Source organism: Streptomyces sp. NPDC002838 (assembly GCF_040295365.1).
Lineage (GTDB): Bacteria > Actinomycetota > Actinomycetes > Streptomycetales > Streptomycetaceae > Streptomyces.
This window is the reverse complement of sequence record NZ_JBEOVF010000080.1, coordinates 20,511-36,932: the sequence shown is the minus strand read 5'-3', so window position 1 is coordinate 36,932 and position 16,422 is coordinate 20,511. Positions and strand designations below refer to the sequence as shown.

Annotated in this window: 15 protein-coding genes and 1 tRNA gene; 9 read left to right on the top strand and 7 right to left on the bottom strand. The window is 70.3% G+C overall.

Annotation, left to right across the window (positions count from 1 at the left end):
* From ABT063_RS47785 to ABT063_RS47775, 3 genes are all read right to left on the bottom strand, one after another.
* Positions 1-2,200, bottom strand: a 2,200-nt coding sequence (locus ABT063_RS47785) for an acetate--CoA ligase family protein (protein ID WP_351067699.1), incomplete at its 3' end; no start/stop codon positions are given.
* A gap of 4 nt (positions 2,201-2,204) precedes the next feature.
* Positions 2,205-3,437 (bottom strand): formyl-CoA transferase, encoded by a 1,233-nt coding sequence (frc, locus tag ABT063_RS47780; protein ID WP_351067697.1) that lies wholly within the window; start codon positions 3,435-3,437, stop codon positions 2,205-2,207.
* Positions 3,438-3,447: 10 nt separating this feature from the next.
* Positions 3,448-5,130 (bottom strand): thiamine pyrophosphate-binding protein, encoded by a 1,683-nt coding sequence (locus ABT063_RS47775; protein ID WP_351067696.1) that lies wholly within the window; start codon positions 5,128-5,130, stop codon positions 3,448-3,450.
* Between the two features lie 143 nt (positions 5,131-5,273).
* On the opposite strand from ABT063_RS47775, the gene sucC reads away from it, so the two are divergent.
* From sucC to ABT063_RS47745, 6 genes are all read left to right on the top strand, one after another.
* Positions 5,274-6,404 (top strand): ADP-forming succinate--CoA ligase subunit beta, encoded by a 1,131-nt coding sequence (gene sucC / locus ABT063_RS47770; protein WP_351067694.1) that lies wholly within the window; start codon positions 5,274-5,276, stop codon positions 6,402-6,404.
* Positions 6,405-6,415: 11 nt separating this feature from the next.
* On the top strand, positions 6,416-7,297 hold the full coding sequence (sucD, locus tag ABT063_RS47765) for a succinate--CoA ligase subunit alpha (RefSeq protein WP_351067692.1): 882 nt from the start codon (positions 6,416-6,418) through the stop codon (positions 7,295-7,297).
* Positions 7,298-7,411: 114 nt separating this feature from the next.
* The gene (locus ABT063_RS47760; protein WP_351067690.1) at positions 7,412-8,953 is read left to right on the top strand and encodes an aldehyde dehydrogenase family protein; all 1,542 of its coding nucleotides are present in this window, start codon (positions 7,412-7,414) and stop codon (positions 8,951-8,953) included.
* 217 nt (positions 8,954-9,170) lie between these two features.
* Positions 9,171-9,255 (top strand) — tRNA-Leu (locus tag ABT063_RS47755).
* A gap of 1,194 nt (positions 9,256-10,449) precedes the next feature.
* The gene (locus ABT063_RS47750) at positions 10,450-10,908 is read left to right on the top strand and encodes an Hsp20/alpha crystallin family protein (protein ID WP_351067688.1); all 459 of its coding nucleotides are present in this window, start codon (positions 10,450-10,452) and stop codon (positions 10,906-10,908) included.
* A gap of 2 nt (positions 10,909-10,910) precedes the next feature.
* Positions 10,911-11,279 (top strand): hypothetical protein, encoded by a 369-nt coding sequence (locus ABT063_RS47745; RefSeq protein WP_351067685.1) that lies wholly within the window; start codon positions 10,911-10,913, stop codon positions 11,277-11,279.
* Positions 11,280-11,833: 554 nt separating this feature from the next.
* On the opposite strand, the gene ABT063_RS47740 is transcribed toward ABT063_RS47745, so the two are convergent.
* The 3 genes from ABT063_RS47740 to ABT063_RS47730 all read right to left on the bottom strand — a co-directional run bounded on the left by ABT063_RS47740 (position 11,834) and on the right by ABT063_RS47730 (position 12,629).
* Positions 11,834-12,172, bottom strand: coding sequence for a tRNA sulfurtransferase (locus tag ABT063_RS47740; RefSeq protein ID WP_351067682.1), 339 nt, complete (start codon positions 12,170-12,172; stop codon positions 11,834-11,836).
* Entirely contained in the window at positions 12,172-12,321 is a 150-nt protein-coding gene (locus tag ABT063_RS47735) for a hypothetical protein (protein ID WP_351067679.1), read from the bottom strand. Before ABT063_RS47735 ends, ABT063_RS47740 begins: the two co-directional genes overlap by 1 nt.
* A 179-nt stretch (positions 12,322-12,500) precedes the next feature.
* Positions 12,501-12,629 (bottom strand): hypothetical protein, encoded by a 129-nt coding sequence (locus tag ABT063_RS47730; protein ID WP_351067676.1) that lies wholly within the window; start codon positions 12,627-12,629, stop codon positions 12,501-12,503.
* Positions 12,630-13,073: 444 nt separating this feature from the next.
* On the opposite strand from ABT063_RS47730, the gene ABT063_RS47725 reads away from it, so the two are divergent.
* Complete coding sequence (locus tag ABT063_RS47725; RefSeq protein ID WP_351067674.1) at positions 13,074-13,397, top strand: hypothetical protein; 324 nt, start codon at positions 13,074-13,076, stop codon at positions 13,395-13,397.
* A 155-nt stretch (positions 13,398-13,552) separates the two neighbouring features.
* Here the strand turns inward: ABT063_RS47725 and ABT063_RS47720 are convergent, their stop codons facing one another.
* Positions 13,553-13,912: a carboxylesterase family protein gene (locus ABT063_RS47720; RefSeq protein WP_351067672.1), complete on the bottom strand. Its 360-nt coding sequence runs from the start codon at positions 13,910-13,912 to the stop codon at positions 13,553-13,555.
* A gap of 137 nt (positions 13,913-14,049) precedes the next feature.
* Between ABT063_RS47720 and ABT063_RS47715 the strand changes: the two genes are divergently transcribed.
* Together ABT063_RS47715 and ABT063_RS47710 are read left to right on the top strand one after the other, a co-directional pair.
* Positions 14,050-14,511: a TetR-like C-terminal domain-containing protein gene (locus tag ABT063_RS47715; RefSeq protein WP_351067670.1), complete on the top strand. Its 462-nt coding sequence runs from the start codon at positions 14,050-14,052 to the stop codon at positions 14,509-14,511.
* Positions 14,508-16,127, top strand: coding sequence for a CocE/NonD family hydrolase (locus ABT063_RS47710; RefSeq protein WP_351067668.1), 1,620 nt, complete (start codon positions 14,508-14,510; stop codon positions 16,125-16,127). Before ABT063_RS47715 ends, ABT063_RS47710 begins: the two co-directional genes overlap by 4 nt.
* Positions 16,128-16,422: the final 295 nt, after the last annotated feature.

Genomic DNA, 16,422 nt, shown 5'->3' with positions numbered 1-16,422 from the left:
GCGGCGACGGCGTCGAGGCGGGCTCGGTCGGTCCGGTGCCCGGGCCCGGCGCGGTTCTCGTCGGGCTCCCCAGGAGTCCTGCCGCCCGCGCCCAGCGGTACTTCGCGCCGAGCACGGCCACCGGCTTCTCGGTCGTGTACGGGTACGCCACGACCCCTCGCTCGTACAGGTACTGGCAGGCCTCCTCGACCTCGACGTCGCCCGCCAGCGACGCCACCACCGGCTTCTCGATCCCGCGCTCCCGGAACTCGGCCACCACGCGCGCGGTGAGCTCCGCGAAGACCATCGGGGGAGTGACGATGGTGTGCCAGTAGCCGAGGACGAGCGCATGGATGCGCGGGTCCTCGAGACCGAGCCGGATCGTCGCCTCGTACGTCGACGGCGGCTCGCCCCCGGTGATGTCCACCGGGTTGCCCGCGGCCCCGAAGGGCGGGATGAACTCCCTGAAGGACGCGTCCAGGTCCGGCGGGATCTCCATCAGGGTGAGGCCGTTGTCGGTCACCGCGTCGGACAGCAGCACACCGCTGCCGCCGGCCCCGGTGATGATCACGACGTTGTCGCCCTGGGGAGTGGGAAGCACCGGCAACGCGCGCGCGTACTCCAGCATCTCGTTCAGACCGGGCGCCCGGATGACCCCGGCCTGCTTCAGGATGTCGTCGTACACGGCGTCGTCCCCGGCGAGAGCACCGGTGTGCGAACCGGCCGCCTTGGCACCCGCCGCCGTACGCCCCGCCTTGAGCACCACCACTGGCTTCTTCGGTACGGTCGCCCGCGCGGCCGCCACGAAGGCGCGACCGTCCTTGAGGTCCTCCAGGTGCATCGCGATGCACTCGGTGTGCGGGTCCTCGCCGAACCACGTCAGCAGGTCGTCCTCGTCCAGGTCCGATTTGTTGCCGAGGCCCACGATCGCCGACACGCCCGTCTTCGTGGTCCGCGCGAAGCCCAGGATGGCCATCCCGATGCCACCGGACTGCGAGGTCAGCGCGACCCCGCCCTTGACGTCGTACGGCGTGCAGAACGTGGCGCACAGGTCCTGCCACGTCGAGTAGTAGCCGTAGATGTTCGGCCCCAGCAGCCGGACGCCGTGCCGTTCGCCGATCGCCACGATCTCCGCCTGGAGCGCGTGTTCACCGGTCTCCGCGAACCCGGAGGGGATCAGTACGGCGTTCGGGATCCCCTTGCGTCCCACCTCCTCCAGGGCCGAGGCCACGAACTTGGCGGGGATCGCGAAGACCGCCACATCCACCTCACCGGGAACGTCGGTGACACTCTTGTACGCCTTGCGGCCCAGAATGTCATCGGCCTTGGGGTTCACCGGATGGATCTCCCCGGAGAAGCCGCCGTCGATGAGGTTGCGCATCACCGAGTTGCCGATCTTGCCCTGCTCGTTGGAGGCGCCGATGACGGCGACCGAGCTCGGCTGCATCAACCGGCGCATGGAGGTGAGGATCTCGTCGCGCGTGTACGTCCGACGGGGTGGCGGCTGCTTCTCGGCGAGGATCACCCGGATGTCGGCGGCGACCGCGCCCTCCGGCGTGGCGATCACCGGATTCAGATCGACCTCGGCGATCTCGGGGAAGTCCGCGACCAGTTGGGAGACCCGGCGGATCTGCTCCGCGATCGCCCACCGGTCCACGGCCGGCGCGCCGCGCACCCCGTGCAGGATCTCCGCCGACCGGATCGAGTCGAGCATGGACAGCGCCTCGTCCGCGTCGACCGGCGCCAGCCGGAAGGTGACGTCCTTGAGGACCTCGACGAGCACCCCGCCGAGTCCGAAGGCCACGACCTTCCCGAAGGTCGGGTCGGTCACGGCGCCGACGATGACCTCCTGCCCCTGGGGCAGCAGCTCCTGCACCTGGACGCCCTCGATACGGGCCTGCGGGTTGTACGCGCGCGCGTTGTCGATGATTTGGTGGAACGACGCCCGCACGTCGGTGGCGCCCTCGACACCGACGATCACACCGCCGGCGTCGGTCTTGTGCAGGATGTCCGGCGAGACGATCTTCATCACGACCGGCCCGCCGAAGCGCGCCGCGTACGCCACGGCCTCGTCGACGTCGGTCGCCAGCTCCTCCCCGGGTACGGCGATCCCGTACGCGTCGGCGATCACCTTGCCCTCGGGCGCGGTCAGTGCCGTGCGTCCCTCGGCCCGCACGGAGTCGAGGAGCGTGCGCACCCTCAGGAGGCGGTCTTCGGCCATCACGTCAGATCACTCCGTTCGACTTGAGCAGGCGCAGCTCCTCGTCGCCGAGGCCGAGCTCGCCGATGTAGACCTCTTCGTTGTGCTCGCCGAGCAACGGTGAACCGCTCACCTCGACGGGGGAGTCGGAGAGCTTCAACGGACTGCCCACGGTCACGAACTCGCCCCGCTCGGGATGCGGCACGGTGACCACCATCTCGTTGGCGACCAGCGAGGAGTCCTCGATGATCTCCTTGGTGGACAGGATCGGCCCGCACGGGATGTTGTGGGCGTTGAGCCTCTCCAGCACCTCCCACTTCGGGAGCGTCGAGGACCACTCCTCGATCAGCTGGAACATCTTGTTGAGCTTGGGCAGCCGGGCCTCCGGGGTCGCCCACTCGGGGTCGTCGGCCAGCTCGGGCCGGCCGATGAGCTCGCTGAGCGGCTGCCAGCCGACGGGCTGCACGATGACGTACACGTAGTCGTTCGGCCCGCCCGGCGCGCACTTGACCGCCCAGCCGGGCTGCCCGCCGCCGGATGCGTTTCCGGACCGGGGAACCTCGTCGCCGAAGTCGTCGTTGGGATATTCAGCGAGCGGGCCGTGTGCCAGGCGCTGCTGGTCGCGCAGCTTCACCCGGCAGAGGTTGAGCACAGCGTGCTGCATGGCCACATTGACCCGCTGACCGCGCCCGGTGTTCTCCCGCTGGTACAGCGCCGCGAGAATCCCCGCCACGGCGTGGACACCCGTGCCCGAGTCCCCGATCTGGGCCCCCGTCGCCAGCGGCGGCCCGTCCTCGAAACCGGTGGTCGACATCGACCCGCCCATGGCCTGCGCGACGACTTCGTATGCCTTGAAGTTGGTGTACGGGCCGTCGCCGAACCCCTTGATGGAGGCATAGACGATCCGCGGATTGATCTCCTGGATGCGGTCCCAGGTGAACCCCATTCGGTCGACCGCGCCCGGTCCGAAGTTCTCGACCATGACGTCCGAGCGCCGGATCAGCTCGGTGAGGATCTCCTTGCCGCGCTCGGTCTTGGTGTTGAGGGTGATGCTCCGCTTGTTGCAGTTGAGCATCGTGAAGTAGAGGGAGTCGACGTCCGGGAGGTCGCGCAACTGCTTGCGCGTGATGTCACCGGTCGGCGCCTCCAGCTTGACGACGTCCGCGCCGAGCCAGGCCAGGAGCTGGGTCGCGGAGGGCCCGGACTGAACGTGGGTCATGTCCAGGACACGGATGCCTTCGAGTGCCTTGGTGGTCACCGGGCTCACCTCACTTGTACATGGTCTGGTTCATGGTTCCGGGGGCGTACGCGTCCGGGTCGACCCAGACGTTGATCAGCGACGGCTTGCCCGACTCGCGGGCGCGCCGGAGCGCGGGGCCGATGTCGGCGGGGTCGCGGACCTCCTCGCCGTAACCGCCGAGCATCTGGGCGAACTTGTCGTAGTGGACGTCGCCGAGGGTGTTGCCGACGCGCTCGCGTTCCTCGCCGTACTTGGCCTTCTGGCCGTAACGGATCTGGTTCATGGAGGAGTTGTTGCCGACGATGCCGACGAAGGGGAGGTCGTAGCGGACGAGGGTCTCGAAGTCCCAGCCGGTGAGGGAGAAGGCGCCGTCGCCGAAGAGGGCCACCACTTCCTTGTCGGGCCGCGCCTGCTTGGCCGCGAGCACGAAGGGGACGCCGACGCCGAGCGTGCCCAGCGGGCCCGGGTCCATCCAGTGCCCGGGTGACTTGGGCTGCACGACCTGCCCGGAGAAGGTGACGATGTCGCCGCCGTCCCCGATGTAGATCGAGTCCTCGGTGAGGAAGTCGTTGATCTCGCTGACCAGCCGGTACGGGTGGATGGGCGAGGCATCCGACTTCAGGCTCGGCAGCCGCTTCTCGATCGCCGTCTGCTCGGCGGCGCGCAGTTCGTCGAGCCATTCTTTGCGCTTCGACGCGCCCCCGTTCACGCGACCGGACGCCGCCTCGGTCACCGACTTCAGCACCAGACCGGCATCGCCCACGACCCCGAGGTCGATGTCGCGGTTCTTGCCGACGGTCCGGTAGTCGAGGTCGATCTGCACGACGGTCGCGTCCGGCGACAGCCGCTTGCCGTAGCCCATGCGGAAGTCGAAGGGCGTGCCGACGATCACGATGACGTCGGCGTTGGAGAAGGCGTACCGGCGCGACAGCTGGAAGTGGTGCGGGTCGCCGGGCGGCAGCGTGCCGCGTCCCGCGCCGTTCATGTACGCCGGGATGTTGAGGGTCCGTACGAGCTCGATGGCCGCCTCGGTGCCGCGGGTCGTCCACACCTGACTGCCCAGCAGAATGGCCGGCTTCTCGGCGTGCACGAGCAGGTCGGCGAGCTTCTCGATCGCCTCGGGGTCGCCGGCCGAGCGGGTGGAGGCGCGGTAGGCGCCGGGCTTCGGTACCCGCGCCTTGTCCACCGGCACCTTGGCGTCGAGGACGTCGCGCGGGATCTCCAGGAAGGAGGGGCCGGGCGCTCCGTGGTAGCACTCGCGGAACGCCATCGACACCATGTCCGCGGCCCGGGCCGTGTCCGGCACGGCCGCCGCGAACTTGGTGATCGGCGTCATCATGTCGACGTGCGGCAGGTCCTGGAGGGACCCCATCTTGTGCTGGGTGAGGGCCCCCTGGCCGCCGATCAGCAGCATCGGGGACTCCGCGCGGAAGGCGTTGGCGACACCGGTGACGGCGTCGGTCGTACCGGGACCGGCGGTGACGACCGCGCAGCCGGGCTTGCCGGTGATGCGCGCGTAGCCGTCGGCGGCATGGGCGGCGACCTGCTCGTGCCGGACGTCGACGACTTCTATGCCCTCGTCGACGCAGCCGTCGTAGATGTCGATGATGTGGCCGCCGCACAGCGTGTAGATGCGGTCGACGCCCTCGGCCTTCAGCGCTTTGGCAACGAGATGACCACCGGAAATGACGTCCTGGGTGTCGTCGGGCATGGCGAAGTCCTGTCCCTTCGTAGGGGTGGGAACGCTCTCGCAGTACATTGCATACAGTCGACGAATACTGTATGAACCTTGTTATCCCGCATCCAGTGGGTGGTGTCCAGGGGGCGTGCGGCACTTTTGAGTCAGGAGCCGGAATGGACCTGTACGAACACCAGGCAAGGGAACTCTTCGAAGAACACGGCATCTTGGTGCCGAGGGCCGGCGTGACGGATTCGCCCAAGAAGGCGCGAGAGATCGCTCGCGCCCTGGGTGGGCGGGTGGTCGTGAAAGCCCAGGTGAAGACCGGCGGGCGAGGGAAGGCGGGCGGCGTGAAGCTCGCTGCCGATCCGGCCGCCGCGGAACTGACGGCCCGCCAGATCCTCGGCATGGACATCAAGGGCCACACGGTCGGCGCGGTGATGCTCGCCCAACCCGTGGACATCGACACGGAGTTCTACGTCTCGTACGTCCTCGACCGCACGGCGGGCCGCTTCCTCGCCATCGCCTCGGCGGAGGGCGGCATGGAGATCGAGGAGGTCGCCGCCAGTCGACCGGATGCCGTCGCCCGTATGCACATCGATCCGGCCGAGGGTGTCACCTCGATGAAGGCCGCGCAGATCGCCGAGGCCGCCGGACTCCCGCCGCAGACGGTGGACGTCCTTGTGCGGCTGTGGGAGGTGCTGGTGCGCGAGGACGCCGTCCTCGTCGAGGTGAACCCGCTCGTCCGCACCAGGCAGGGGCACATCCTCGCCCTCGACGGCAAGGTCACCCTTGACGACAACGCCCGTTTCCGCCAGGCGCGTTGGGGAGCCGAGGGCGCAGTGCACGACGACCCGCTGGAGGCGGCGGCCGCCGTCAAGGGACTCAACTACGTCAAGCTCGACGGCGAGGTCGGCGTCATCGGCAACGGTGCCGGTCTCGTCATGTCGACCCTCGACGTGGTCGCCGGCTGCGGGGCCCGCCCCGCCAACTTCCTCGACATCGGCGGCGGGGCGTCGGCCGCCACCATGGCCGACGGACTGTCGGTCATCCTTTCCGACCCGGCCGTGAAGTCCGTCTTCGTCAACGTCTTCGGCGGGATCACCGCCTGCGACGCGGTGGCCGACGGCATCGTGCAGGCCCTGGACACGATCCAGCTGACCCGCCCGCTCGTCGTGCGCCTCGACGGCAACAACGCCGCCCGAGGCCGCGCCATCCTCGACGAGCGCGCCCACCCGCTGGTCCAGCAGGCCACCACCATGGACGGCGCCGCCCGCCGTGCCGCCCAACTCGCCACCGCAGCCTGAGGAGACGGGACATGGCGATCTACCTCACCAAGGAAAGCAAGGTCCTCGTCCAGGGCATGACCGGCGGCGAGGGCATGAAGCACACCCGGCGCATGCTCGCGGCCGGCACGAACGTCGTCGGCGGCGTCAACCCGCGCAAGGCCGGCCGCACCGTCGACTTCGACGACCGGGCCGTACCCGTCTTCGGGTCGGTCGCCGACGGTATACGGTCGACCGGCGCCGATGTCACCGTCGTCTTCGTACCGCCCGCCTTCACCAAGGCCGCCGTCGTCGAGGCCGCCGACGCAGGCATCGGTCTCGCGGTCGTCATCACGGAGGGCATCCCGGTCCACGACTCCGTCGCCTTCACCGCCCACGCGAGGGAGAAGGGCACCCGGATCATCGGTCCCAACTGCCCGGGCCTGATCACCCCGGGACAGTCAAACGCGGGCATCATCCCGGCCGACATCACCAAACCGGGCCGCATCGGCCTGGTGTCCAAGTCCGGCACGCTCACCTACCAACTCATGTACGAACTCCGCGACATCGGCTTCTCGACCTGTGTCGGCATCGGCGGCGACCCGGTCGTCGGCACCACCCACATCGACTGCCTCGCCGCCTTCCAGGAGGACCCCGACACCGAACTCATGGTCCTGATCGGGGAGATCGGCGGCGACGCGGAGGAACGAGCGGCCGCGTACATCCGCGAGCACGTCACCAAGCCCGTCGTCGGCTACATCGCCGGATTCACCGCGCCCGAAGGCAGGACCATGGGACACGCGGGTGCGATCGTCTCCGGTTCGTCCGGCACGGCACAGGCGAAGAAGGCGGCGCTGGAGGCGGTCGGAGTGCGGGTGGGGAGCACGCCGACAGAGACCGCGCAGTTGGTTCTGACGAAGCTGGGGGCACAGTGACATCACTCATGGTCAATGCGGGGTCACCTTCAGAAGCCGCGGCTCCTCGCTAGCGTCCCCCCACAGCCATGCACGACCCGCCCCCGACTGTGCACCGAGAGCGGAGAACGCCCGATGGCAACCACCCTCACCCTCAAATCAGGCACCTCCTGGACCGACGCCTGGCAACGCTGCCTCGCCGTCGCCCCCGAGGCCTTCCAGGACGACCGCGTCCTCAACCTCTGGAACTCCGCCTGGCAGGCCGACGGCCGGGCACTGCCCGCCACCAGCCCCGTGGACGGCAGCCCGATCGCGGGCCCGCCGCGGCTCGACCGGGCCACCGCCCACCAGGCCGTACGCGCCTCGCTCGACCAGCACCGCGCCTGGCGGCACATCCCCCTCGACGAGCGTCGCGCCCGCGTCGCCGCCACCCTCGACTCCCTCACCGAGCACCGCGAACTGCTCGCGCTCCTCCTCGTCTGGGAGATCGGCAAGCCCTGGCGGCTCGCGCAGGCGGACGTCGACCGGGCCATCGACGGCGTGCGCTGGTACGTCGACGGCATCGAGTCCATGGTCGACGGCCGGGCCCCGCTGGGCGGCCCGGTGTCCAACATCGCGAGCTGGAACTACCCGATGAGCGTGCTCGTTCACGCATTGCTGGTACAGGCATTGGCAGGCAACGCGGTCATCGCCAAGACCCCGACCGACGGCGGTGTCGCCTGTCTGACGCTGGCCTGTGCGCTCGCCGCCCGCGAGGGGGTTCCCGTCACCCTCGTCAGCGGCAGTGGAGGCGAGCTGTCCCAGGCGCTGGTGCGGGCGCCCGAGATCGGCTGCGTCTCCTTCGTCGGCGGCCGCGACACCGGTGCCGCGGTGGCCACGGCCGTCGCCGACCTCGGCAAACGTCACGTACTCGAGCAGGAAGGACTCAACACCTGGGGCATCTGGAACTACACGGACTGGGACGCGCTCACGGCGGTCGTCCCCAAGCTCTTCGACTACGGCAAGCAGCGCTGCACGGCATACCCGCGCTTCGTCGTCCAGCGGCAACTGTTCGACGAGTTCCTGGCGGCGTACCTGCCGGCGGTCCGCACGCTCAGGGTCGGCCATCCGCTCGCAGTCGAGCAGCCCGACGCCCCGTACCCGGAGCTGGACTTCGGGCCGGTGATCAACGCGGCCAAGGCCAAGGAGCTGCGCGACCAGGTCGCCGAGGCCGTCGACCGCGGCGCCGTACCGCTGCACCGCGGCAAGCCGGCCGACGCGCGGTTCCTGTCGGGGCAGGACACATCGGCGTACGTCCAACCGGTCACGCTTCTCAACCCGCCCCGGTCCTCACCCCTCCACCATGCGGAACCGTTCGGTCCGGTCGACACCATCGTCCTGGTCGACACGGAGGCGGAGCTGCTGGCCGCGATGAACGCGTCCAATGGTGCGCTGGTGGCCACGCTGTCGACGGACGACCGGGCGACTTTCGACCGGCTCGCCCCGCAGATCCGGGCCTTCAAGGTCGGGCACGGCAAGCCGCGCTCGCGGGGCGACCGCGACGAGCTGTTCGGCGGTTTCGGCGCGTCCTGGCGCGGGGCGTTCGTGGGCGGACAGCTGCTGGTGCGTGCCGTGACACAGGGCCCGGCGGGGGAGAGGCTGCCCGGGAACTTCCCGGACTACCACCTCATGCCGTGACGGTTCCGCGTCGCCGGCGATCCCGCCGCCCCGGGCCGGGTGGGGCGCGCCGGCGACGCCGAGACCAGCACGGTCGTCATGGCCATCAGTGCCTCCGGGGAGCGCCTCCGGAGTCGGCGTTCGCGCGACGGATACGCAGGTGAAAGGCACCCCGAAACCTTGGTATTGTTGTCCATGTCGCCGCCGGGAGCACCCCTGGCAAGGCGGCAGACACCTGGTCCGGGTGGCGGAATGGCAGACGCGCTAGCTTGAGGTGCTAGTGCCCTTTATCGGGCGTGGGGGTTCAAGTCCCCCCTCGGACACAACCTTTGCGCACATGGATGGTGCCGACCGAGCTCCGGTCGGCACCATCCATGTTTCATGGTCACTGCGGGGCCGGCCCGGGAGGCGACTTGGGCCATTGGTGTGATGACGGCGCGGCAGCGTTGTCGTTGGTCTTGATTACGCGTTGTGCAGTGTGTGGAACCTCTTCGTGATGCCGTGCCGTCCGCAGCCCCTGCTCGGAACTTGCCGGCCCGATTACTCAGGGCGCAGTGGCTCGGCGTCGGCTGTTGTCCGAGCGGGTGGGGCCGGGCTGCCATGGTCATCTGCTCGGCGGTGACGGTCGTTGCCGCGGTGGTGCTGGCCGTTGTGGGTCGGCCTGTCTGAGAGTCGAACGACGCGCAGAGGAGACTGGGTTGGGGATGAGCATGAGCCCCGGCGCCTGCAAGTTGCTGGGTGATCAGCTTGTCGAGGTGATCGCGTGCGTGCGCTCGCAGGCCGCGTTGGTCGAAGCGGCGGCCCGTGCGGGTGAAAGTCCGCTCACTGGGGCGGAGGGGGCCTGGTCCGAGAGCGGCGCGCCGCATCGTGTTTCGGATGACGGAAGAACCAGCATCGTTGACACGGGTAGGGAACCGTGACCTCGCCGACGCCGGGATCACCTTCGGAAGGGCAGGGACCGGGGGCGACGGGCTCGCGGCCGTCCTGCCGGTCGTCTGCGCATGGCGGCGGCCGCTCTCTCGGCCCTCGGGTCTGGCCCTGACGGCCTCGGCCGTGCGAGGGAAGGCACTGACCGGGACCGTGCGCTGCGGGCGCCCTTCAGACGGTATCGGCGTGCTGGCGTTGTGCGGACTCACTACCCTGGCGACGGATCGCGATTCGTCCCAACGGTGGGACGTGGATGCCCAAGCCTGGGGATTGTCAGGGTGCCCAGCACCGCGCAGGAGCCACCCGGTGCGGTCGTCGGCAGGTGCTGTCACCGCGCACTCAGGGGTTTGGCCCCGGCGGCGACGGCGGCGGGCGCGGCAGGTGGTCGTTGCCGCCGCAGCCGGGGCGCATGACCTCCACGATCGTTCCCGGCTCGGCGTCGGGGGTCTCGCGGGATCGGGCCGCGCGTGCCGGGCAGGGGCGAATGCCTCCCCGACCTCGGCGAACCGGTTGTGGCCGAGTCCTTCCAGGGCGGCCAGTGCCGGCCGCTGGGAAGAGCAAGCGATTCCGAGAATGACGAGGAGATCGACATGACGTTGCCGGCACGTCGTGCGGGATCGACCGCGCCATGGGGTCTGCTCTACGAGTGGCAGGAGGTCCGGGAAAAGCTCGGAGAGCTGTGGGCTTCGGCTGTCCCCGGTGGAGGTGGGCTGGTCACCCAGGTGGGTGCCTGGGAGCCGTCGGCCGACATCGAGGAGACCGACGACGCATACCTGCCGGAGGTCGACCTGCCCGGCGTGCGCAGGGATGAGGTGACCATCGAGGTCGTCGACTCCGAGCCGGCCGTGCATGGCGAGGTCAGGGAGAGGAGACGCACCGGCATCCCGCGTCGGCAGACCCGGGGGGTCGGACAGTTCGACTGCCGCATGAGCCTTCCCGCCGACACCGACACCGAGCACATCAGCGCCGAACTGACTGACGGCGTGCTCACCGTACGCGTCTCCAAGGCCGACCAGCCAGAGCGACGCCGCATCGAGATCACCAGCTGACTGTGGCCCGCGTAGCGGTAGAGGGCACCGACATCGTCGTCCGGCTCGCTTGGTGGGAGAAGCTGGCAGCACGCCGCCGTGGCCTTCGCGTACCCGTCGCCGCGCTGCGTGGCGTGCACGTCGAGCCCGACTGGTGGCGCGCTCTTCGCGGTGCACACGTCAGGGGCATCTGGATCCCCGAACGGCTGTACGCGGGCATCCGGCAGCTGCCGGACGGCCAGGACTTCGCCGTGATCCGGGAAAGGGGACCGGTGCTGTGCGTGGAACTGCGCCGCAGTGCGCCGTTTCGTCGCCTGGCTCTCTCGGTCCCCGAACCCGACGAAGCGCTCCGCGCCCTGCGGCCGTACGTTCCCCACGACCGTCTGAGATGAGTGACCGTTTCGTCGGTGGGCTGAGCCCCGGCTCGGCGTTACTCGCGAGCCACCTCGGCGTGCGCGTTGCTCCGTTCGGCCCCACACTGAGGGCGCCCGGTTGTTTCACGCAGGAGGTGACTGCGGTGACCAGCAGACGCGCAGCTTGAGAGGCACGTTCTCGCGAGCACGCCGAGCGAGATCCATCAAGCCGCAGAGCCCGATCACACTTCCCTCGGGAGGCTCCGTGATCTTGATAGCCCTGCTCCTACCGCTCTTCATGATGCTGTTGATACTCGCGATGGAGGCGTTCGAGGACTTCCTGTTCCGCCCTGCCAAGCCCCGCCGACAGCCCCCGGCCCCGTTGAGCGATTCAGGCCGAGGCAGATCGCCGAGGCAGAGGCGAGACTAGGGGCCCGGCGGATCCATGCCGCAGCCGCGCTGATGATGAGGCGCCATTGCCTTCCTGCGGCCTGATCCGCCGGACACCCCCTTGGCGGCCGCAGGCGTCCCGGCGCGCCGCGCGCCCTGGAAGTCGCTCGGGCGGATCACCTGGACGCGGTTGAGGAGTTCGTTCACGTCTGCTCGATGTCCAGGCGCCGCTCCAGGCGCGCCAGCTGCCGCTCGTTCGCGGCGGTGGCAACGCGGGGTGGCCCGAACAGCCGGCAGCAGCCCTCGTCCGGCAGCCTGGAAACGGACTCGGTGTCGATCCGGGCCGCTTCCGCCATGGTCTCCGTCTTGTCCCGCCCGACCAGAGGCCGGAGTACCGGCGGCGGCCCGGCCTCATCGACCGCGGCCAGATTGGCCAGCGTCCGACTGGCCACCTGGCCCGGGCTGTCGCCGGTCACCAGACGGGCCCCGGTGTCGCGGGCGAGCTCGCCAGCCACCCGCACCATCAGCCGCCGCTGTGCCATTACCGGGAGCCGGCCGGTTCCCGCGGTCGCCAGGGAGGCTGGTAGCGGGCCAGCTCGCGCACGAGTGCGTCCGCCTTGTACGCCGATGCCGGACCGGTGTACGGGGCACCGCTGAAGTGAACGAAGTCGCAGTGCGGGCCACGCCGCATCGCGCGGTAGGCGGCGACCGGCGAGTCGTACCCCCGGACAGCAGGACGACCGCGCGCCCGCTGGAGCCCACCGGCAGCCCACCCTGTCCCGGGATCCGCTCCACCGAGAGGAAGACATCGTCCCGGTCCACCTCTACGGCGAGTCCGGTCGGAGCCGTGAGTTCCACCGGGAGCCCCAGCTACTCCTGAACCCGGCTCCCGACGAAGGCCACCAGCTCCCCGGAACGCAGCGGGAAGCCCTTGCCACGGCGTCGGACGCGCACGGCGAAGCCCATGACCTGCCGTACCCGCTCCACCGGTTCCTCCACCGGTTCCTCCACCGGGGCACCGCCGGACAGCACCGTGACGCTGCCACGTGAGGTGATATGCGTCGGGCCCTCGACTCCCTTCGGCGCCGCCCGGAGATTCGCCCGCAGTGCTCCTCGAAGCGGCCCCGGTTGAGGAGGCGGTTCGGCATTCGATTCCCCGCTGCCGCCGCTGCCGCCGCTGCCCCGCGTCTCTGTGCCCTCTCACGAGCGCCTGCCGGTCTCCATGGTGGCCGGCGCCGCCTGACAGTCACGCTGCCTTCTCTTCCGGTCTCTTCAAATTTCTTCCGATACGTCTGCTCGCGCAGGGACGCCGCGTACCAGCTCGCCGCGGTGGAGCACGACAGCAGCGCCCGTTCGCGGCCCTGCCCGCAGGGCGAGCCACACAGCGGCGATCGGCGGTACACCTACGCGGTGCTGAACGCGGCCCGGCACGGAACCCGCCTCATGCCCGAAGCGGCCATCGCCCGCCTGGTGGGAAGCGCGGCCGGACGTGTCGCCCTGACCGGCACCCTCTCCGGCCGCCCGGACCTGTGCCCGCCGGAAGAAACGCTCGCGGCGCTGAAGACGCTGCACCCGGACACCCGGCCCGAGGATCCGACAGCGGCGGAGGACCCCGTCCCGCCCGGACCCGCCGGCACCCCTCGGCTCAGGACGGCCGCTCCACGCGAGCAGCACCGCACCGACCGGCATACCGCACCACGCCTGGAAGCGGACGCCCACGAGCAGCCCTCACAAGACATCCCGGCCACCTCGCCGGGCGACCGCTGAGCGCTCACTCGCCTCGCCGAGCGGCTGCTTCCCCGGACCTTGCGCCTTCTGGCTGTCGGCCGCCCCGTCGGCGCGCGCGGCAGCCAGATCGCCCCGGGGGTCGGCAGTCAACTGGCCCTCTGCCTAATGATCCGTGCAGCTGGCCACCGGCTGGGTCATGGCCTGGCGCAGGGCGTGACCGACGGGGGCGTGTCGAAGATCCGGGTCAGGCGCTGCCGGGAGTCGTAGGCGGGCCAGCCCGGGTCGCCCGAGGTGGCGAAGGACGTCCAGGCCGTGCGGATCTGGGACGTCAGGTCGCGGGCCCCGGCGGTGGCTCCGGGCCGATGGCCAGCGGGCTCATGGGCGTCGTAGGTGCCGAACAGCAGCGGGCCGTCCAGCCCGTGGCAGGCGCCCAGTGCTCCGCCGTTGCCCGGGGACTGCCAGGCCAGCTCGTACAGGTACGCCCGCCCGCCCCCTTTTGCCTGCGCCTCGGCCAGGTGCAGGGTCGGCATGCGGAACAGCCAGTCGGTCTGCACGAGTTCGTACAGTTCCCCGGCGGAGGCGTCCGGGAACGCCTCGCGGTAGGCCCGCCCGCCGTCCTCACCCGGGCCGAAGGCCCGCAGCGCCTCCGCCGCCTGCTCCTCGGTGATCTTGCCGAGCTGTCCGGCGGCAGTTGGTCTACCTGCAGTTCGGGGACCGGGACGCGCTCCTTTTGGCGGCCGCGGCCGATCTGGTCGAACGGGAGCTCATCCCCGAGGCCGGGGACGCGAACTTCCCGCGCCGCGCGCGCGTGCTGGCGATGGCCCGGCACTTCGCCCGGCACCGGCCCTTCTACCGCGCGATGCTCACCGGATCCTGCGCCTTCCCCATGACCAGGGCCCTGAACAGACTGTTCGGCTCGCTGCTGACCATGACGGGTCTGCGGGAGCTGTTCGGCGATCTCGACGAGGCCACGGCACAGGACCTGGCGGCGATGATCACGGGCGGGACCGGCGCGATCGTCAACGAATGGGTGATCGACGCGGACGACCCCCTCGACCCCGAGGAACTGGCGGACCGCCTGCTGCGCCTGTCGACGGTGCTCGCCCGGAGCCACCCCGCCCTCGCTCCCACGCCCGCAGGCCGTCCCCGATGAACCTCGGCAGCCACCTCGTCCAGCGCATGCTGCGCCTGCCCCCGCCCCTGACCAGGGACCTGACCGTCGTACCCGACCTGCGCGTCCCGATGCGCGACGGAGCCGAGCTGCTGGCCGACCGCTGGGTTCCACGGTCGGGCGGCGACGGTATGCCGACCGCCCTCCTCCGCATCCCGTACGGCAGATCGGGCGTGATCGCGGCGCAGATGGTCCGGCCGCTGGCCGAGCGCGGTTTCCAAGTGCTCGTCCAGAGCACGCGCGGGACCTTCGGCTCCGGCGGCGGCTTCGACCCGCTGCGCTGCGAGCGTGAGGACGGGCTCGACACCGTCGACTGGGTGATCAAGCAGCCCTGGTTCGGCGAGTCGGTGATCCTGTTCGGCGGCAGCTACCTCGGCTTCGCCCAGTGGGCGGTGGCCGACCGGCTTCCGCCCCAGGTCAAGGCGGTCATCCCGGCGGTCTCCGAATCGGCCTTCACGCTGGAGTTCCTCCGCACGGAGGCGTTCTCTCTGGAGGCGACGCTCGGTTGGGGCCTCCAAGTCGCCGAACAGGAACGCCGGTTCGCGCTGGTGCGCCAGGCTCTGCGGCTGCGGAAGGAACGCCGGGCCTGGTACACACTGCCCTTGAACCGGGCCGACACCGCCGTCCTGGGCCGGCCCTCCGCCTACTTCCAGGATGTCCTCGCCCATGACGCCGACTCGCCGTACTGGCGGGTCCTCGACCACAGCCGGCGGGTGGCCGACATCAGCGTTCCGGTCAGCACCGTCGGCGGCTGGTACGACATCTTCCTGCCCGGTCAGCCGCGGGACTTCCGGACGCTCCAGGAGGCGGGCCGGGCCACCCGCCTCACCGTAGGCCCCTGGGCCCACATCTCCATGGGCGTGGGACGGACGGCCGCCGCCGAGGCCCTCGACTTCGGCCTGGCCCTGGCCCGGGGCGAGGAACCGGCCGAGCGTGCCCCGGTGCGCCTGTTCGTCATGGGCGAGGAGAAGTGGCGCGACTTCCCGTCCTGGCCGCCACCGGGATACGAGTCCCAGCGCCTCCACCTCCAGCCGGGCGGCGCCCTCTGCGCCGAGGCGCCCGCGGACTCGCCCCCCGACGGCTACCGCTACGACCCCGCCGACCCCACGCCCGCCGTCGGCGGCGTCCGGATGGCCGTCGGCGTCAAGTCCGGCCGCGTCGACAACACCGCCCTGGAGGCCCGTCCCGACGTCCTCACCTTCACAACTCCCGTACTGGACAAGGACGTCGAAGTCATCGGCGAGGTGAGCGCCGAGATCTTCTTCCGCTCCAGCGTCCCGTACGCCGATGTCTTCGTCCGCCTGTGCGACGTCGACGCCGACGGGCGCTCGACCAACGTCTGCGACGGTCTGATGAGCCTCGTCGACGCCGACCAACTCACGTGTGCGACCGTACGGTTGTGGCCGACGGCGTACCGATTCCGGCGCGGCCACCGCATCCGCGTCCAGGTCTCCAGCGGCGCCTTCCCCAGCTACAACCGCAACCCCGGCACCGGAGAACCCCGCGCCACCGCAGTCACCCTGCGCGCCGCGGACCAGCAGGTCTTCCACGATCCGGAGCGCCCGTCGGCGGTGATCCTCCCTACGCTTCGGACCTGACCCGCAAATGGCCTCGCGGCCGAATGCCCCCTGAGTGCCGCCTGCCTCAGTTGCAGCGGCCTCCGATCCCGCGTGGCGGGGGCGAACGGGTGCCGTAGCGGCGGCCTGAGGCCGAGTACGCCGTTCGAGTGGTCGCGTTCCGGAGACGGGCGTACGGTCGAACGGTGGACCGCAGTGGACGGAAACGTGCACTGTCTCCTCGCGAGGGTTTCGACCCCCGAGAGTGCGACCTGCCATGACCAGCCCGCAGCCGACGCCCCCAGCACAGACCACCGCCCGGGAACCCGGCGGTGGC